General features: G+C 65.2%; 15 protein-coding genes and 2 tRNA genes. 12 read left to right on the top strand and 5 right to left on the bottom strand.

Going from position 1 to position 18,578, the window contains the following annotated elements; all coding sequences use genetic code 11:
• The first annotated feature begins 64 nt into the window (after window positions 1–64).
• The 4 genes from ACPXB3_RS07700 to ACPXB3_RS07685 all read left to right on the top strand — a co-directional run bounded on the left by ACPXB3_RS07700 (window position 65) and on the right by ACPXB3_RS07685 (window position 6,639).
• Window positions 65–2,356 (top strand): glycerol-3-phosphate 1-O-acyltransferase, encoded by a 2,292-nt coding sequence (locus tag ACPXB3_RS07700; RefSeq protein WP_425703614.1) that lies wholly within the window; start codon window positions 65–67, stop codon window positions 2,354–2,356.
• Window positions 2,353–3,840, top strand: coding sequence for an HAD-IB family hydrolase (locus tag ACPXB3_RS07695; RefSeq protein ID WP_425703612.1), 1,488 nt, complete (start codon window positions 2,353–2,355; stop codon window positions 3,838–3,840). Before ACPXB3_RS07700 ends, ACPXB3_RS07695 begins: the two co-directional genes overlap by 4 nt.
• Window positions 3,837–5,261 (top strand): wax ester/triacylglycerol synthase domain-containing protein, encoded by a 1,425-nt coding sequence (locus ACPXB3_RS07690; protein ID WP_425703610.1) that lies wholly within the window; start codon window positions 3,837–3,839, stop codon window positions 5,259–5,261. Before ACPXB3_RS07695 ends, ACPXB3_RS07690 begins: the two co-directional genes overlap by 4 nt.
• A 256-nt stretch (window positions 5,262–5,517) precedes the next feature.
• Window positions 5,518–6,639 (top strand): linear amide C-N hydrolase, encoded by a 1,122-nt coding sequence (locus ACPXB3_RS07685; protein WP_425703608.1) that lies wholly within the window; start codon window positions 5,518–5,520, stop codon window positions 6,637–6,639.
• Window positions 6,640–6,860: 221 nt separating this feature from the next.
• Here ACPXB3_RS07685 and ACPXB3_RS07680 read toward each other — a convergent pair.
• Window positions 6,861–6,934: transfer RNA gene (locus ACPXB3_RS07680), tRNA-Ile, on the bottom strand.
• 183 nt (window positions 6,935–7,117) lie between these two features.
• Between ACPXB3_RS07680 and ACPXB3_RS07675 the strand changes: the two genes are divergently transcribed.
• Window positions 7,118–7,190 (top strand) — tRNA-Asn (locus tag ACPXB3_RS07675).
• Between the two features lie 803 nt (window positions 7,191–7,993).
• On the opposite strand, the gene ACPXB3_RS07670 is transcribed toward ACPXB3_RS07675, so the two are convergent.
• Entirely contained in the window at window positions 7,994–8,323 is a 330-nt protein-coding gene (locus ACPXB3_RS07670) for a hypothetical protein (protein ID WP_425703607.1), read from the bottom strand.
• A gap of 140 nt (window positions 8,324–8,463) precedes the next feature.
• On the opposite strand from ACPXB3_RS07670, the gene ACPXB3_RS07665 reads away from it, so the two are divergent.
• Together ACPXB3_RS07665 and ACPXB3_RS07660 are read left to right on the top strand one after the other, a co-directional pair.
• On the top strand, window positions 8,464–8,634 hold the full coding sequence (locus tag ACPXB3_RS07665; RefSeq protein ID WP_425703606.1) for a hypothetical protein: 171 nt from the start codon (window positions 8,464–8,466) through the stop codon (window positions 8,632–8,634).
• Window positions 8,635–9,166: 532 nt separating this feature from the next.
• Window positions 9,167–9,592: a pyridoxamine 5'-phosphate oxidase family protein gene (locus tag ACPXB3_RS07660; RefSeq protein WP_425703604.1), complete on the top strand. Its 426-nt coding sequence runs from the start codon at window positions 9,167–9,169 to the stop codon at window positions 9,590–9,592.
• A gap of 21 nt (window positions 9,593–9,613) precedes the next feature.
• Here the strand turns inward: ACPXB3_RS07660 and ACPXB3_RS07655 are convergent, their stop codons facing one another.
• Together ACPXB3_RS07655 and ACPXB3_RS07650 are read right to left on the bottom strand one after the other, a co-directional pair.
• Window positions 9,614–10,366, bottom strand: coding sequence for a GntR family transcriptional regulator (locus tag ACPXB3_RS07655; RefSeq protein ID WP_425703602.1), 753 nt, complete (start codon window positions 10,364–10,366; stop codon window positions 9,614–9,616).
• Window positions 10,323–11,462, bottom strand: coding sequence for an acyl-CoA dehydrogenase family protein (locus ACPXB3_RS07650; RefSeq protein ID WP_425727395.1), 1,140 nt, complete (start codon window positions 11,460–11,462; stop codon window positions 10,323–10,325). The genes ACPXB3_RS07655 and ACPXB3_RS07650 overlap by 44 nt, the downstream gene beginning before the upstream one ends.
• A gap of 114 nt (window positions 11,463–11,576) precedes the next feature.
• On the opposite strand from ACPXB3_RS07650, the gene ACPXB3_RS07645 reads away from it, so the two are divergent.
• Complete coding sequence (locus tag ACPXB3_RS07645) at window positions 11,577–12,470, top strand: hypothetical protein (RefSeq protein WP_425703600.1); 894 nt, start codon at window positions 11,577–11,579, stop codon at window positions 12,468–12,470.
• Here ACPXB3_RS07645 and ACPXB3_RS07640 read toward each other — a convergent pair.
• A complete protein-coding gene (locus ACPXB3_RS07640; RefSeq protein WP_425727287.1) occupies window positions 12,460–13,638 on the bottom strand; it encodes a TetR/AcrR family transcriptional regulator in 1,179 nt (392 codons plus the stop codon). The genes ACPXB3_RS07645 and ACPXB3_RS07640 overlap by 11 nt on opposite strands.
• A gap of 189 nt (window positions 13,639–13,827) precedes the next feature.
• Here ACPXB3_RS07640 and ACPXB3_RS07635 point away from each other — a divergent pair, with 189 nt between their 5' ends.
• The 4 genes from ACPXB3_RS07635 (at window position 13,828) to ACPXB3_RS07620 (ending at window position 18,490) form a co-directional block, all read left to right on the top strand.
• On the top strand, window positions 13,828–14,673 hold the full coding sequence (locus ACPXB3_RS07635) for an enoyl-CoA hydratase-related protein (protein WP_425703596.1): 846 nt from the start codon (window positions 13,828–13,830) through the stop codon (window positions 14,671–14,673).
• 15 nt (window positions 14,674–14,688) lie between these two features.
• Complete coding sequence (fadD5, locus tag ACPXB3_RS07630) at window positions 14,689–16,293, top strand: fatty-acid--CoA ligase FadD5 (protein ID WP_425727286.1); 1,605 nt, start codon at window positions 14,689–14,691, stop codon at window positions 16,291–16,293.
• A gap of 193 nt (window positions 16,294–16,486) precedes the next feature.
• Complete coding sequence (locus ACPXB3_RS07625) at window positions 16,487–17,617, top strand: NDMA-dependent alcohol dehydrogenase (RefSeq protein ID WP_425703592.1); 1,131 nt, start codon at window positions 16,487–16,489, stop codon at window positions 17,615–17,617.
• A 57-nt stretch (window positions 17,618–17,674) separates the two neighbouring features.
• Window positions 17,675–18,490, top strand: coding sequence for a serine hydrolase domain-containing protein (locus ACPXB3_RS07620; protein ID WP_425703590.1), 816 nt, complete (start codon window positions 17,675–17,677; stop codon window positions 18,488–18,490).
• Window positions 18,491–18,578: the final 88 nt, after the last annotated feature.

Here is an 18,578-nt window from a genome sequence, read left to right as displayed (position 1 = left end):
TCGGCCTCGCCGCGGGTCGGCGCATTCGGCTGATCGCACAGTATGTGGTGAGTCACAATGGCCGATGTCCGACGTGATGGTCGCGACGAGTGAGAAGGGCGGATCGCCGGTGACAGATATCGTGCTCGCGGAGGTACGTACCGCGTGTGAGTGGCAGGTGGTGGCGCAGTGGGCGCAGACGACCCATCCCGACGCGTCGACGCGGAGCCTCGACGAGATCGATGTGGCGACCGTCGATCCGGACACGACTCTGATACCTGCGCGGGTGGTGTGGCTGCCGCCGGTGCGCAAGGGGGAGCGGCGCGTCTCGGTGGCCGACGTCTTGGTGCTGTCGAACCCGCGCCGGCCGCCGGCGTTCCGGCAGAAGGCGATCCAGCGGCGAAGTCCTGATCGGGTGCGTGTGGTGGCCGGTGAGCCGGCCACCGTCGCAGACCTGTATCGCCGCCACGAGCAGTCGTCGGCGCAGGGGGAGTCGTTCGCGGCATTCGTCGGTGTCCAGGCGTCGTTGTCGGCCGAGCGTGCCGAACGCCAGCTCGTCGGTGACCGGTACAAGGTGCCCCGTCTGGTCGCCGAGCAGATCGGATCGTCGGCACGCTTTCGCGAGAACGCCGCCAAACTCGCGGCCGAACTCGGCCGTCCGATCGCGGCGGTGATGCAGGAGACGACCGACAAGATGTCGGACTTCGTGGCCACCCAGAGCCGATTGATGGGCGACGTGTTCTCCTCGACCTTCCGTGCCCTTTATCAGCGGGCATGGACGGTCTCGGTCGACCTCGACACGCTCGGTCGGCTGCGTACCCTCAACAAGAGTCACGGCTTGATCTTCCTGCCGTCGCACCGTTCCTATGTCGATACCCTGGTTCTTTCGGAAGTTCTTCGCAGCCATGACTTTCCGCCGAATCTGGTACTCGGTGGCAACAATCTCGCGTTGTGGCCGATCACCCCGGTTGCCCGCCGCGCGGGACTCATCTTCATCCGTCGCAAGTTCGGCGGCGATCCGGTCTACAAGTTCGCCATGCGGTCGTATCTCTCGTTCATCGTCGAGAAGCGGTTCAACCTCGAGTGGTACATCGAGGGCGGCCGCAGCCGGACCGGTAAGTTGCGTCCGCCGAAACTCGGATTGCTGTCCTATGTCGTCGACGCCATCGGGCAACTCGACGATGCCGACATGATGGTGGTGCCGACCTCCATCGTCTATGACCAGCTCCAGGAGATCGCGGCGATGGCGCGCGAGTCGGCCGGCGGCACGAAGAAGCCCGAGGATGTCACCTGGTTGCTGAAATATGCGAAGGCCCAACGCACGCACCTCGGTGAGGCGCGGGTGCGCTTCGGCACTCCGTTCTCACTGCGTGCGGCCATGGCCGAGGGCGGCGACGATCCCGCCGCATTGGACAAGATCGCGTTTCGGGTGATGGACGAGATCAACGCCGCCACACCGATTTCGGCGACCTCGCTGGCCGGGTTTGCCTTGCTGGGTGCCGGCGACCGGGCGTATACGGCCGGCGAGATCGAGCACATCCTGGCGCCGCTGCTCGACTACATCGAGCGCCGTGGCCTGCCCGGGCCCGACCCACAGTTGTGTAGGGGTCTGGGACTGCTTTCGACGCTGCGCGAACTGGCCGTCGCCGACGTACTCACGCGGTACGACGGTGGCACCGACACCGTGTGGTCGATAGCGCCCGGCAATCACGCGATCGCGGCCTACTACCGCAACGGGGCGCTGCATCATTTCGTCGGTCGCGCCATCGTCGAAGTGGCGATGCTGGCCGCCGACCGCGGTGATCTGACGGCGGATGTCGATGCGATGCTCACCGCCTCCCAGCAAGAGGCACTGCGTATCCGTGACCTGCTGAAGTTCGAGTTCTTCTTTCCGGCCAAGGACGTGTACTTCCACCGTCTCGCTGCCGAACTCGACCTGATCGCACCGGAGTGGCGGCAGACCCCCCCGACACCCGAATGGATACATCAGACGCTGCTCTCGACGTCGGGGGCGTTGTTCGCGCGGCGCACCCTGCAACCCTTCTTCGACGCACAACTCGTCGTCGCGCAACGGCTGGTGGCGCTCGGATCAGCACCGGTCGGTCAGGCGGCGGTCGCCAAGGACGAGGTACTCGCCGATTGCCTCGGGTTGGGGCGGCAACTGGTACTGCAGGAGGTGGTCCGCTGCAAGGAATCGGTGTCCACGGAGCTCTACGACGCCGCCTACCGCCTCGCCGACAACCGCGGACTGATCACGTCCGACGGGCGTGACCTCGCCGTGGCCCGTCGGAAGTGGCTCGACGAGGTGGACGAGATGCGCGAACGCCTCGACAAGATCGCCGCGATCGAGGCCGAGCAGACCGGGGTCATGCGGTGAGTGCGCTCGCCGAACGAGTTGCCGCGATCGGTGCGGCCGGGCGTGGCAAACAGATCGGTGCGTTCTTCGACTACGACGGCACGCTGATCGAAGGGTTCTCGGCGGCCGCGATCATGCGTGCCCGGGTTCGCAGCATGGAGTTCGGCCTCGGTGAGCTCGCCGATTTCCTCCTCATCGGGTTGCGCGGGGTCGAATCCGAACAGGATTACGCCGAGGTTCTCGATGCCACCCGGCCGACGTTCGCGGGTAAGACCTATCAGGAACTACTCGACCTCGGCGATCATCTCTTCACCCACGAGACAGCGGCGCGACTGCGGCCGCAGATGTGGCAGATCCTGCGGGCACACCGGGCGATGGGCCACCGGATCGTCGTCGCGTCGTCGGCGACCCGATTCCAGATCGCCCCGATTGCCCGGGCGATCGATGCCGACCATGCGCTGGCGACCGACGTCGAGGTGGTCGATGGCGTGGTGACCGGCCGGTACATCGGACGGCCGCTGTGGGGGCCGGGCAAGGCGGCAGCCGTGCGGCGGCTCGCGCGCGAACACGACATGGATCTCGACGGGTCGTTCGCCTACAGCGACGGCAACGAGGACATCCCATATCTCGAGTCGGTGGGCCACCCGGTGGCGGTGTCGCCCAAGCGCAACCTGCGGACCGAGGCCGAGGCCCGTGGCTGGCCGATCCTCGACCTGCGCAATCCGGCCCACAACGAGATCGAGATGGCCGTGCGTACCGGCGCGTTCTATGGGACGTTCCTCACCTCGGCGGCCGCGGGTGCGCTCGGTGGTCTGTTGCGTCGGGGCCGGAGTGAGTCGATGATGCAGGCGGCGATGTCCGGGGGAGTCGACATCGGGCTCGCGCTGGCCGGGGTGCGCGTCGATGTGCTCAGTGGTGCCGAGCACCTGACCTCGTCTCGCCCATGCATTTTCGTCTTCAACCACCAATCCAAACTGGATCTGCCGGTGATGATCCATCTGGTGCGCTCGAACGCGACCGGGGTTGCCAAGAAGGAGATCCGGCAGCTACCGATCTTCGGACAGATCCTCGATGCGGCCGGGCTGGTGTTCATCGACCGCGCCGACTCGGACAAGGCGATCGAGCAGCTGATGCCGGTGGTGGCCAAGGTGCGCGACGACGGCGCGTCGCTCGTGGTTGCTCCAGAGGGAACACGTTCGGCGACACCGCGTATCGGACGATTCAAGAAGGGGCCGTTCCACATCGCCATGCAGTCCGGGGTGCCCGTCGTTCCGGTCGTGCTACGCAACACCGGTGAATTGATGTGGCGCGGTGCGCAATTGATCAAGCCGGGCGTGGTGGAGGTCAAGGTTCTCGATCCGGTTGACACGTCGGCGTGGACGGCCGAGCGGGTCGGCGAACACGCCGAACAAGTGCGGCAGATGTTCGTGTCCGCCCTGGCCGACTGGCCGGTCGATCACGGCGATGATGCATCGGACACGCCGGACGAGGGGGCGATCGGATGAGTGCGGATCGTCCGCTCGACTGGGCCACCGAACCCCACATGAGTCCGGTGGATACCGTGATGTGGCGCGGGGACAGCGACCGCCGGCTACGGGGCACCATCTGCATGCTCGAGATCTATGACTGTGCGCCCGACTGGGATCGGCTTCTCGCCGCGCATGAATGGGGGAGTCGGATGGCGCCCCGGTTCCGGCAGCGTGTGATCGATTCACCATTGGGCACCGGTACCCCGAGCTGGGCGATCGACCCCGAATTCGACCTGCACTATCACGTTCGGCGGCTGCGTCTCGCCGGCGACGGCTCCATGCGCGAACTGTTCTCGACATGTGAGCAATTGGCGATGTCGGCACTCGATCCGGCCCGGCCGCCGTGGGAGGGATACCTGATCGACGGGTTACCGGACGGGAAGGCGGCCTACTTCCTCAAGGGGCACCACGCCCTCACCGACGGACTCGGCGCGATCGTGGCACTGGCACAACTGCATTCGACGTCACGCGAGCCCAAGCCCGACAAGCCGCAACCGCCCGAACCGGCGCCGGTCGAGGTCTCCGGGCTCGAGGTGTTGTGCCGGCAGATCGGGGAGGAGGTGCAACGTGTGCCCCACCGGGTCGACGTCCTGCTCAGCGGAGCCCGTGCACTGACCGACCCGAAGCGGGCGCTGAGTAAAGTGCTGCGGTACGGCCGGTCGGTGCCCCGGGTGGCGGGCCTGGTGAGTCCGCCTGGTTCGCCGCTGCTGGCACAGCGCAGTCTGTCGCGGCGCTTCGCTGCCTTCGATGTCGCGTTCGCCGATCTGCGCACGGCCGGCGCGGCGATCGGGGCTTCGGTCAACGACGTGTATCTCGGTGGCCTGATCGGCGGGTTCCGGATCTACCACGAACAGATGGGCCGCCCGGTCGATGCCGTCCCGGTGGCGATCCCGATCTCGGTGCGCCGCCCTGAGGATCCTGAAGGCGGGAATCGGATCGCGGTCGGCCGACTGGCGGGACCGGTCGGTATCGCCGATCCGTTCGAGCGCGTTCTGACCATCCGTGAACAGGTACGGGCCGCACGCACCGAACCCGCCGTCGACGTGTTCAACACGATGGGACCGGTCCTCGCCTGGATTCCCGGGAAGCTGCTGGGGCAATTCAGCGGCGCGACAAGTCAAAATGACCTGCAGGCAAGCAACGTCCCGGGCATCCCATGGGACACCTACGTCGCAGGGGCCAAGGTCGAACGCATGTATCCGTTCGGTCCGTTACCCGGATGCGCGGTGATGGCGACGATGATCACCCACAACGGTATCGCCTGCCTCGGAATCAATTTCGACGCAGCATCGATCATCGAGCCGGAAATTTTTGCCGAGAGTATCGTCGCGGGCTTCGACGAGGTACTCGCGTTGTCCGGGTCCGGTACTCCCGCCACGATGACGCACGTGGTCTAGAAGTGCCGCGTACTCGAGCGGGTCCGGGTCATGAAAGGTACTGACCCTGCCGCATTCGGGGCTGCGTCGAGTCCAATGTTGTGCCCTGATAGGTGCATTCTTGTGCCCTTTGGTCCCGATTCGCGTGAGTTCAGGCCTTTGCGATCCCCGCGATGATTAGCCTGAGCCCGGAAGGACTATCTGCTCGGCGGGACGTCGTGAACAGCGGCGCCCCACGCTCGACCTCCCTCGCTTCTAGTGAAAGAGACACCAAAGTATGTGCACTCGTGTCATGTGGCCGGACGCCAACGGATCGGTCATCGTCGGCCGGAACATGGACTTCCATCAGGACCTCCACACCAACCTGTGGAAGCTTCCGCGCGGCATCAAGCGCGATGACCGTGTCGCCGGCAAGCTCGAATGGACCGCCAAGTACGGCAGTGTCATCGCGGGTGTGTACGACATCCTGTCCACCGATGGTCTCAATGAGCGGGGGCTGGCCGCACACCTCCTGTGGCTGGCGGAATCAGATTACGGAACCCCCGACGATTCCCGGCCGCAGCTGGCGATGTCGGTGTGGCTGCAGTATTACCTGGACAACTTCGAGACAGTGGCCGAGGCCGTCGCGTGGACGGAGAAGCACCAGCCCCAGGTCATCCCGATGGCCGATCCGACCGGTCACAGCAAGCCGGCGCTTCACCTCGCCATCGAGGACGCCGGCGGCGACTCGGCGATCCTCGAGTACATCGACGGCAAGGTGGAGATCTACCACAGCCGCGACTACCTGGTGATGACGAATTCGCCGACGTACGACCAGCAGCTCGAATTGGCCAAGAAGTTCCAGGGCCTCGGCGGTGACGACCCGCTCCCCGGCACCTGCCTGGCCAGTGACCGTTTTGCGCGTGCACTGTATTACGTTGGTGTGCAGCCGGAGCCGACCTCGCAGGTGCAGGCGATGGCAGCAATGCTGAGCATCATCCGCAACTGTGCTCAGCCCTTCCGTAACCCTGAGCCGGGCAAGCCGGATGCCTCGCAGACGCTGTGGCAGGTTGTCATCGACCTGACCAACCTTCGCTACGCATTCGAATCGACCACACGGCCCAACACCGTGTGGGTGGATCTCGAGGATCTCGACTTCTCCGAAGGCTCCGGCGAGGCGAAGCTGGATCTCCTGAGCAAGCTCGCCCTGGAGGGCGGTATCGCCGGTGAGGTGCACAAGCAGTTCAAGAAGAACCACAAGTTCCACATCGTCTCCATCGAGCAGGCCAAGCTCATCGGTGAGGTCGTGGCGAAATCGACCAAGGAGCTCGCCGGTGTCAAGGCCACGGCCGAGGCGCACGAGAACAAGATCCAGGATTATGTGGAGGCAAAGCTGACCGCATTCGTCGACGCGGAGTAGCGGTGCGCCGAGCTTGAGCTACCGGCCCCGAGTCCTGGCGAGAGGATTCGGGGCCGGTCCTCGTCCACGCGGCCCGCAGGGTGGGAGCCACCGTCATCGACGCCGAATGGTCTTCGCCGAGTAGCGGTTAGGCTCGAGCGGGTCGGGTGCCGGTGCGGACGCAGGAACCAGGCCACGTGCTGTGGGGTCCCGGGGACGTGTGCTGGTAGGGACACATTCGGTGGGGCGGGCGGGGCTCGAACCCGCGACCTACGGATTATGAGTCCGCGGCTCTAACCGACTGAGCTACCGCCCCAGCGGGCATGGGATGCCCGAGCAGCGAGAATACCCGACGGCCGCGGCGACCCGTCGCCCCGACCGGCCCGTACGGCACGGGAACACACGAACTGGCGTTTTGTCCTTTCCGCGATCCATGCGCTAGAGTCAGCGTTCGGTTCTGATGCCACCCCGGTGGGCGGCGGACGCACCGAACGAGCAATCCCCCATAGCTCAATTGGCAGAGCATTCGACTGTTAATCGAACGGTTACTGGTTCGAGTCCAGTTGGGGGAGCAGCACAAACCCGCTGGTGACAGCGGGTTTTCTGCTTTCTGAAGCATCCCGTGGTGCTCGGCTGCATGTTCTGACAGTTACGCGCTTGGATGCGCTGGTCCATACTCATCGAGAACAGGAAGATCGAGGTCGTCGAGATCGGTCCGCCGACGCCCGACGCGATCGCGGGGTGCACTTCAACGGCGCCGACGTATACGCCTATAGACGCTTTCGCGAAGGCGCTCAGACTGACCGGACATCGGTTCCTTTCCGAGGACAAGGCGATAGAAGCCGTGCTAGGCAAAGGTGTCGACCGCGATTCCTAGCCAGCGCCCTGTGCCCGGGGGACGAACTCAGGCGGAGACCGGTTCGCGTCGAGCACACCACCGCGCAGCTGCTATACCAGTTCGAGAACGAGTGGATCGCAGAGTTCACCGCGCAGGTGTCGGCGATCGAGCCAGCGAAGAAGAAGCGCACAGCCGTGATCCGGAGAATTCCTGACGAGTGGATGGGCAGGTCGATGGACGATTGACGCCGGACGCAGCGTTCACCTGGCGGCGCGCTGGGCCAGCTCGTCCGCCCGGGCACCGGCGTGGTGGTCGCACATCGCGGTTTGTACCGAGACGTGCCCGAGCCGTGCAATGACCTCGGTCATTGACGCGACGGAGAGCTGGGCGTAGCGGGTGCAGTAGTAGTGGCGCAGCGAATGCAGTTGCAGGTCAGGATGATTCGCAAGCTTGTGCGCCTGGACTCAGTGCCAGGTGAAGCTGCTGCGGGGAAGCGGGCCGGTTCTCGCGGCGTCGGTGAACGGCAGCTGCTCGAGATCATCGATGGCACTCAGGTGGCGAAGCGAAGATGAGTGCGTCGTCGTCGTTCACGATGAAGCGCTTGCGGGGGAAGGCGGTCAGCTCGCCGAACCGGCCGCCCACGGCGGCGGCGGGGATCACCAGCTGGCTGCGGCTCCAGGGGAGCGCGGCTACGGCGATGGGCAGCTCCTCGTCGGTGGGCGGGTTTTGCTGTTCCGGGCCTCCACTGTTGGTGCTTCCGGCGCCTCGAGGGGTCTCGACGCGCCGGAAGGTCAGCCCGATGGCTCGATGCGGGTAGCTGTGTCCACAGAAGTCCGTTGATCCCCTGTTCCACCAAGAATCGATCACGTTGTCTGGCGACGCAATCAAGCAGTGTGCATACTTGTGCAATGACCGCCGCGATCAGCTATGAGAGCGATTCTCAGATCATTGAGTCCGACGAGTCTTCAGAGTTGCACATCCCGGCCGGCTAGCCGCACCAGAAGTACGTGCGAATCACCGAGTCGGACGGCTCCATCCGGCTTGTTCCGATGTCGGCATTACACGAATCCGAGCGCGCGATTCTTGAGAACAAACAGCTCTACGAGCAAACGCGGCGGGCACTCAACGAGGTCGTCGAGGGGAAGACCACGTCGTCCGACTGGCTGTTTGACGAGTGACGAAACCTCGCGAGGTCCGCTTTGCGGAGTCGTTCGACCAGTGGGTGCGAGAGGCGAGCAGCACCGTCTGGCTTGAATCGAAGTTTAAGAAAATGAAGAAGTGCATCAAGATGATGCGTGACGTGGGCCCGACCCACCCCGGGTTTCAAACGCACAAGATGGAGCACTTGAAGGGCCCAGGAGGGCGCGACATCTGGAACTCTTACGTGAACGCCACACCGAACGCGTAGCGCATGTACTGGCAATGGGCCGACGACAGCAACGCGGACGGAGGCGTGGTCGTTGTATTGTCAGTCGGCCCGCACGACCATGAGCCAGGTGTGCCGCCCGAGATACCGCGTAAACCACGGTCCGAGTACTAGCCGTTGTCCGCCAAATTTCCCATGACCATGTCCGGGGCTGTACGACAGGCCTTCGGTGGTCCCTGGCGGGTTCGATTCCTGTTCTCTCCTGTATGAGAGTTCCTCACCGGTGACATTTCAGAGCTCCGATCACGTCCCGCAGATTCGGGTTGAAACCTAGGCTTGTGGCCATGGCACTGAGTATCGAGGAACGACAGAGCTTTTTGGCCGAACCGCACATCGGGGCGCTCTCGATCGAGGCCGGCTCCGATCGGGCGCCGCTGGTGGTGCCGATCTGGTATCAGTATCAGCCCGGCGGCGATCTGTGGTTTCTGACCGGAACCGGGTCGCGAAAGATGAAGCTGCTCACCGCGGCCGGCCGGTGCTCACTGATGGCGGAGCGTCTCGAACCGTCGATCCGGTACGTGGCGATCTCCGGGCCGGTGGTCGCCACCGCACCGGGCACCGGCGACGAGCTCGCCGAGATGGCCGCGCGCTATCTCCCGGCCGACAAGGTGGCCGGATATGTCGAGTTCGCGTCGGGCGACCACGGTGCGCAATCGCGCGTCACGGTGCGGCCCGAGCAGTGGCTCTCCGCCGATCTCGGCAGCGTCTGAGGGCAGTCCCCACATCCGGAGTCAACTCGGGTTGTCATCCCAGATACCCGTCTGCTCAAGGTGTTTGGCGAGCCGGGCGGCTCCGTCGATGAACTGCCTGCGCGTCTGCGCGGTCACCGCGTCGCGGTCGGCGGAACGGTACGCCGCGATCAGGCGATCGTGGCTGTCGACGGCCACCGCGCCCCAGTCGGGGTCGGACGCGTAGAGCTGCGTGGGGGTGTAGCGCGCCGCCGACAGCAAAAACCACGCGAGCTTCTTGCCCGCGGCGATCACGTTGTGCCTGCGATGGAATTCGAACTCGGCGTCGATGACCGCCTCGGTGTCACCGGCTGCCACGGTGGTGCGCAACTTCTGGTTGCACCATTCGAGGTCGGCGAGTTGCCCGGCGGTGATGACCTCGGCGGTACGCAGGGCGAGCTTCACCGCGATCTCGCCCTGCAGCCAGAACAGGTCGTCGACGTCGATGCGGTCGAGCTCGCTCACCCGGTATCCACGGTGCGGTTCGACGCTGACCATGCCCTCGCCACGCAGGGTCAGCAGCGCCTCACGCACCGGCGTGACGCTGACGCCGAGCCGCTCGGCGGTCTCGTCGAGTCGGATGTACTCGCCCGGCCGGAAATCGGCCGTCATGATCAGGTGCCGCAGGTGCGCGGCGACCTCCTCCGACAGTTGCGGACGCCGGCGTAACCGGGTGGGCGCCGCATTGGTGTCCGCGCGCCCACCCGGGTTGTCAGAGCCCGTAGGTCTTGCCGATGATGTCGCGCTGGATTTCATTCGTGCCACCGTAGACCGTCGAGATGATCGCGCCGCGCATGAGACGCTCCGCGTCGAACTCCGTGGCGTACCCGTAACCACCCATCATCTGCATCGCGTCGATCGTCATCCGCTTCGATGTCTCGGTGGCCTTCAGCTTGGCCATCGAGGCCTCCCGTGGCAGCAGCTTGTCCGGGTGCGCATCGGCCTGCGCGGCAACCGAATACACCAACAGTTTGGTGCATTCGATCTCGGTGGCCAGATCGGCCATGCGATGCCGCAGTGCCTGGAACGTGCCGATCGGCCTTCCGAACTGTTTGCGCTCGGTGATGAACTGCAACGTGTCGGCGAAGGAGCGTTCGGCGACGCCGAGCTGCATCGCCGCCAAGATCAGCCGCTCGGTGTTGAGTCCCGCCATCAACTGCTTCCAGCCATTGCCGACCTGGCCGACGACCGCGGAGTCGGGCACGCGGACATCGGTGAAGTAGAGGTCGTTGACCTCCCGGCCGCCGAGGGTGTCGATGCCCTGGATCTTCAGCCCCGGGGTGTCGGCCGGGATGTGGAACTGGGTGAGGCCCTCATGCTTCTTGTCGGTCTTCTCGGTACGCGCGATCAGCAGGATCGACGTGGCGAAGTGCGCGTTGGAACACCATGTCTTCTGGCCGTTGATGATCCAGCCGCCGTCGACCTTCTCCGCGCGACACGACAGATTCGCCACATCCGAGCCCGCCTCGGGCTCCGACATCGAGATCGACAGTGAGTCACCGTCGACGACACCGGTCAAGACCTGCTTTTTCGTCTGTTCGTCGGCGAACTTCTGATATGCGGCCGCAGTGATCAGGGTCGGGCCGATGCCGCCGATGGGCGCCATCGCTCGCATCGCCTCCTCGAGCAGGATGCACATCTCGACGTTGCCGGCCCCGGCGCCGCCATACTCTTCGGGTACCAGCAGTCCGGTCCAGCCGAGTACGGCCATCTTTCGGTAGAGCTCTTGTGAATGCAACTCCGCACCGCCGTCGGTCAATGCGTCGCGTTGTTCGCGAGTACCGGCCTCGCGGCGACAGAAGTCGGCGACGGCCGCGGCGAACGCGGTCTGTTCCTCGGTAAAGCTGATCACGGGTTCGGTGCCTCTCGGTGAGCTGATGTCTGCGCGGAACGGTACGCGCACATCATATATCGTATATGACACGGGGGTGACGACCGCCACAACGGTGCAGCTACATTGGTGGCCATGCCCAAGTCAGTCGCGCCGAGTTCTCGGCGAGCGCGAGAGTCCCGGTCGGACACTCCGGACGACCACACCCTGGACGAGCACACCCTGGACGAGCACCCGTCAGACGGGTACACCTCAGATGGTCACGCCGACGATGATCCCGGTGAGAAGCCGGACGCAGCCGCGCGGGGTGGCGTTGCCGAGTCGGGTCCTGATATGACACCGCTGGACGGCGACGACTTCCTCGCGGCGAACCGGCGTGAACGTGAACGGCTGCGTGCCGACGCAGACCGCAAAGCCGTCCGTTCGTCGGATCCGGATCGGATCCCACGCAAGATCGATGACTCGACGCCCCCGAGCTCAACGGGGCGTTCACGTCGCAGGCTGCAGATCGCCGGCAGTCGCCGGCTGTTCGCCCTCGTGGCGGTGTTGGTGGCGCTGGTCATCGGCCTCGGAGTGGCGACCGGCGTGCTGGCGTATCAATTGGGCCAGACCGACAATGCCGCGCAGTCGGGGCCATCGGAGAATGACCGCCGGGAGGTCATCGAGGTGGCCAAACGCTCTGCCGCGACCGTGGCCACCTACGATTCGACGAACTATGGCGACCTCGATTCCCGGGTTCGGGCGGTCTCCACACCGGAATTCTTCAAGGGTTTCCTCACGTCCTCGCATGATGCCCGCACGGGCAATGCCAGCGCCAAAGGGGTGTCGAAGGCCGTCGCCGACCACGCCGGCATCGAGTCGATGAGCGACGCGAATGCCAAGGTGCTCATCAGCCTGGACCAGACGATCACCTCTACGGAGGTCGCCAACCAAGTGCCCCAGGGGATTCCGTACCAGTCACGGGTGCTGGTGACCTTGACCAAGCAGAACGGGCGTTGGCTGCTGGCCAAGCTCGACGTCATCGACTGAAGTCGGCGCCCAGCAGAATCCGCCGTCCGATCGCCTCGATGCGCGCCGGATCGGGCAGGGGAGTGATACGGACGAGGTCGGCGGCCACCGCCAACAGGGCGTGGACGAGGAAGCGGGCGTGGGTGGCGCTCAATTCGGGCCGTGCCCGACCGAGCCAGGTGGCCCACTCTTCGACGGTCAGACGTTGTCTGCGGCTCAGTGCAGTGCGTGTACTCGCCTTGAGGTGCCCCGTCTCCGACAGATACACGGTGATCAATTCGCTTGCCGAGCAACATAATGCGACGTAGCGCCGCACCATCTCGCCGACCGCGTCCGGCGGTGTGTGCGACGTCGCCAGCGCATCGGCGACGGAGGCCGCGGTGCGATCGTAGGCCCGCCAGAACGCGGCTTCGAGAATCGCGGCCTTGCTCGGGAAGTGCCGATATACCCCGGACGGGGGTATCCCGGCAGCCTGGCCGATGTCGTCGATGGTCACGTCGTGAAAACCGCGCGCGGCAAACAAGTCGATCGACTGCGACAGGATCAACTCGCGCTTGGCTGCCGGTGCGAGACCCGGGATCGATGCCGGAGGTCCGTTCCCCGTCTGGGCCAGGTCCGGTTCGAGCAGACTCATCGCGGCATCGCACAGCAACGTCTGTACCTCCCGCGGCGGCAATGACACCCGGTGGGTGGCCGGGCTCGCGACGACGCTGGTCATGGCCGCGGCGAGCAGGTCGGCATCGGTGCGCTCCAGCTCGGTTCGGCACCGCATGATCGTCGACCGCAGCCGGCGATGCTGCGCGATGACCACGGTCCGCACGTGCTCGGCGTCGGGTCCGGTCAGATAGCGCGACTCCCAGCGATACAGACCGCCGGTGCGGCGATTCTCGATGGCGGTTGCCGCGATGGCCGAGAGCAGTGCGCGCAACTCCGTCCGGGGTTCGTCGGCCTCGACGGCTGCGGTGGCGGCCGCCAGTCGGGTCGCCAGTGTCGCCGTCGCCTCGGCGAACAGGGCATATTTGTTCGGAAAGTGACGATAGAGCGCGGGTGCGGAGACTCCGGCGGTCTCGGCGATGTCGTCGAGGCGCACCGCGTGATAGCCGCCATCGCTGAAGGCGCGCGCTGCAACCTCGACCAGATGCCGGCGACGCGCGATCGGGCGTCGCCGAGGCGAGCTCCGGATGGTCACGAGCAACAGCGTATCCGGATGTTCTATTCGCAGTCGGCAAGACCGGGATTTGGGCAAAAAGCCTGGCAGCTGGGCTTGTACGGATCATATATGTTAATCCGCATTCTCGTGATCCACGTCTCATGGTGGTGTACGGTGGGCGCCAGCGAACCCTGGGGTGTGGTTCGGCGTCGGGGAGGTAGGAGAACCGTGACCGAGAACAGCGCCGTCGATGTCGGGACGGACGTGCCGAGCAACTCGGGCTTCGCCGCAGGTTCGGGCGTGGTGACCTCGCTCGACGATCGCGGCGTGGCCCGGCTGGTCATCTCCAGGCCCGAACGGATGAACGCGCTCGACGCCGCAGCGAATCAGGCCATCGCCGACGCGTTGCGCCGGTGGAGTGCTGATGAGAACGTTCGGGTCGTCGTGATCGACGGTGCGGGCGGAAGTTTCAGTACCGGCGCCGACATCACCTCCATCGCGCACGGCGGCGGACTCGACGGGCTCGACCCGGATCGGGCACACGGGATCATCGCGGCCGGATCGGACCTGGCGCGAGCGCTGCGGGCGGTCCCGGTACCGGTGATCGCCTCGGTCGACGGCGCAGCCGCCGGTATCGGCGCGTCCCTCGCCCTCGGGGCCGACCTGATCTACGCCACTGCCCGGTCGTACTTCTTGCTCGCGTTCATCAACATCGGCTTGATGCCTGATGGCGGCGCATCGATGCTGGTGGCCGCAGCGATCGGGCGTGTGCGGGCCAATGCGATGACCCTCCTCGGCGAAAAGTTGTGGGCTGCTGCGGCATTCGATGCCGGCTTGATCAACGAGGTGGTCGAGGAACGACGTGTACTCGACGAGCGGGTCGACGCAGCGGTCGCCAAACTGGCGCACCTGTCGCCGGCGGCGGTGCGCCTGACCAAGGCCGCCCTCGACGCGCACACCATGCCGGGATTCGAACCCGCACTCGCACGAGAACTCGGGGGACAGGCCGAGTTGTTGCAATCCCGCCACTTCCGGGCCGCGCTGGCCGCCTTCACCAACCACGCTGGGAAATAAGGAGAATTTCGTCAGATGACCGCCACGCTCGACAACTCTCACGACCTCACCACCGAACCGGTGCGGTCCCGTCGCAATCACTGGAACAACCAGATACGCCGCCACGGGTTCATGAGCCCCGATGCGCCCGCATTGAAGTTTCTGGGCAAGGTCACCACGTGGAGGCAACTCGACGAGCGCATCGCCGCCTTCGCCGCCGCGCTGAGTCGGCGCGGGGTCACCGAGGGCGACCGCGTGCTGATGCTCCTGCTGAACCGCTCAGAATATGTCGAGGCGGTCCTGGGTGCGAACCTGATCGGCGCCATCGCGGTCCCGGTCAACGTCCGGATGAGTCCGGCCGAGATCGCATTCCTGGTCAACGATTCCGGGGCGAAGGTCATCGTGACCGAGTCGTTGCTGGCGCCCCTGGCCGATGCGGTGAGCGCGGCCACCGGTGCGATCGAGCTGACCGTCGTCGTCGGGGAGACCGGTAACGCCGGGCATGTCGACTTCGAGACGCTGCTCGCCGAGGACTCGACGGATCTGCCGGAGATCGATGTGTCCGAGGAGTCGGTGGCACTCATCATGTACACCTCGGGAACCACCGGAAAGCCCAAGGGCGCCATGCTCACCCACCAGAACATCCAGGCGCAGGCCGTCACCTGCCTACAGGCGTTGCATACCCGTTCCGATGACGTGGGGTCGTGTGTGGCACCGATATTCCACATCGCCGGGCTCGGCGCGATGGCGCCACTGTTCTACATGGGTGCGCTCTCGGTCATCCATCCGCTCGGGGCCTTCGACGCCGACGACATGCTCGACACCCTCGAGCGGGAGGGCACCACATCGATCTTCCTGGTGCCTGCCCAATGGCAGGCGGTGTGTGCCGCACAGCAGGCTCGGCCCCGCGATCTCAGGTTGCGGGTCATCAGCTGGGGGGCGGCGCCGGCGTCGGACACGGTGCTGCGCGCGATGAACGAGACCTTCCCGGACGCAGTGAATGTCGCGGTGTTCGGGCAGACGGAGATGTCACCGATCACCTGCGTGCTCGAAGGCGCCGACGCACTGCGCAAGCTCGGATCGATCGGCAAGGTCGTGCCCGCGGTCACCGCTCGGGTGGTCGATCCCGAGATGAACGACATCGCGCCGGGGGAGGTGGGCGAGATCGTGTACCGCGGTCCGAATCTGATGATCGGCTACTGGCGAAACCCACAGGGAACGGCGGATGCCTTCCGCGGTGGCTGGTTCCACTCCGGTGATCTGGTGCGCCAGGATGAGGAGGGCTTCCTCTACGTCGTCGATCGCGCCAAGGACATGATCATCTCCGGCGGCGAGAACATCTACTGCGCCGAGGTGGAGAACGCGCTCTACGGGCACGAGAAGATCACCGAGGCCGCGGTCATCGGCCGCGCGCATGAGAAGTGGGGAGAGGTGCCGGTGGCCGTCGTGGTGCTCGCCGCCGGCGTCGACGATCTCACCCTCGCCGAACTCGAGTTGTATCTGAACGAGAATCTGGCCCGCTTCAAGCATCCGAAGGAGCTCGTCATCGTCGACGAATTGCCCCGCAATGCCGGTGGCAAGGTCGTCAAGCCGACGTTGCGTTCGGCCTACGGAAGCAAGGACGCCGGGCTGGCCCGGTGAGGCGGCGCACTGGGCGCATGGACCCGACCAAAAACTGAAACACGTTACAATTCAAAACTGAAACACGTTACAATTCTGGACGAGGGTGTGGCGGTGTCATGTCCCGGATTTCTGCAGGTGTGGACCACCGATCTGCGTCGCGGTGAGGCGCGATCGGACGGGCCACGCCGGCCGGCAAAAGTGGAGGTTCAAGGTGAAGACCAAGGGTGCGCTGCTGCGCGAGCTCAACAAGCCGTGGGAGATCGAGGAGATCGAGATCGGCGATCCCCGGGCTCATGAGATCAAGATCAGGATGGAAGCCGCCGGCATGTGCCACTCGGATCATCATCTGATGACCGGCGGTATCCCGATGGCCGGATTCCCGATCCTCGGCGGGCATGAGGGAGCCGGCGTCGTCGAGCAGCTCGGCGAGGGCGTCACCGACTTCGCGGTCGGCGATCACGTGGTGTTGTCCTTCATCCCGTCGTGTGGCAAGTGTCCGTCGTGCAAGGCCGGGCAGGCCAACCTATGCGATATGGGGGCGATGCTTCTGCAAGGAGAAGCCGTCTCCGACAACACCTTCCGTGTCCACACCGAGGCGGGGGAGAACGTCTATCCGATGACGCTGCTCGGCACATTCTCGCCGTACATGGTGGTGCACGAGGCGTCGGCGGTCAAGATCGACGACGACATCCCGTTCGAGGTCGCGGCGCTGGTGGGATGCGGTATCCCCACCGGCTACGGATCGTCGACGCGCAGTGGCGATGTCCGTCCGGGCCAGGACGTTGCGATCGTGGGGGTCGGCGGTGTCGGGACCGCCGCACTGCAGGGTGCGGTGATCGCCGGAGCGCGCAACGTCTTCGCGATCGATCCGGTCGAGTGGAAACGTGAGCAGGCAATGAAGTTCGGCGCGACCAGGGCGTTCGCGTCGATCGAGGAAGCCGCGCCGACGATCGCCGAGATCACCCACGGACACATGTGCCACAAGGTGATCGTGACCGTCGGCGAGGTACACGGCAGCGATGTCGACACGTGGATGGGCATCACCGCGAAGGCGGGCACCTGTGTGCTCACCGGGATGGGCAACATGCTCGAGAACCAGGTGACGCTGAATCTCTCGATGCTGACGCTGCTGCAGAAGAACTTACAGGGCACCATCTTCGGTGGCGCGAACCCCAAGCTCGACATTCCGCTGTTGCTGTCGATGTACCGGACCGGCAAGCTGAACATCGACGACATGATCACCCGGCAGTATCGCCTGGACCAGATCAACCAGGGATACCAGGACATGCTCGACGGCAAGAACATCCGCGGCGTCATCCGGTACACCGACGAGGATCACTGATCGAACACCGGTCAAGCCCAGACCGCGGATCGAGGGGCGCCGCGTAGTCTGCGTCGTGTGTCTGTCTTCGATGCACTTGCACAGTGGCCCGTCGACAATGTGTCGGCCGCGCTGATGACCGGTGGTCGGGTGGTCGCCGAACACGGCGACACCGACCGCGTCTTCGAACTCGCCTCGGTGACCAAACTCTTGGTCGCCGAGGCGATTCTGGTTGCGGTCGAGGAAGGGGCGATCACGCTGGATGCCGCGGCGGGGCCGCCGGGTGCGACGGTGGCCCATTTGCTTTCGCACGCCTCGGGACTCGCCTTCGGCACCCGCGACGTCGAGGCGGCGCCCGGCACGCGGCGCATCTACTCGAGCGCCGGATTCGAGGTCGCGGCCGAGGCGGTCGAGCAGGCCGCCGGTATTCCGTTTGCCGACTACCTGCGCGAAGGGGTCTGTCAACCGTTGGGATTGCGCGCGACCGTGCTGGACGGTCCGGCCGGACACGGTGCGCGATCGAACGTCACCGATCTGGCGGTGTTCGCCGGCGACCTCCTGGCGCCCACGGTGCTCTCGCCGGCGACAGTCGATCGGGCGAGGCAGGTGTGGTATCCGGGGCTCGACGGATTCGTTCCCGGCTACGGCAAACACCGTCCCAACGACTGGGGCCTGGGTTTCGAGTTACGCGCCCACAAGTCCCCGCACTGGACCGGGACACAGAACTCGCCGGGCACGTTCGGGCACTTCGGTCAGTCGGGAACATTCCTGTGGGTGGATCCGGTGCTCGACGCCGCATGTGTCGTGCTCACCGACCGTACCTTCGGGGCCTGGGCCAAACCGTTGTGGAGCGAGTTCAATGACGCGGTGGTGGACGAACTGCGCGAGCGCTGACCACCTTCTCCGGTGTCACTCTCGCTTCAGAAAAGCACTCCAGAAACTAGCGCAACACATGCCTCATAGGGCACAATCGTTGACAGCA

Source organism: Gordonia sp. DT219 (assembly GCF_049847065.1).
Taxonomy (GTDB): domain Bacteria; phylum Actinomycetota; class Actinomycetes; order Mycobacteriales; family Mycobacteriaceae; genus Gordonia.
This window is presented reverse-complemented; position numbering and strand designations above follow the sequence as displayed.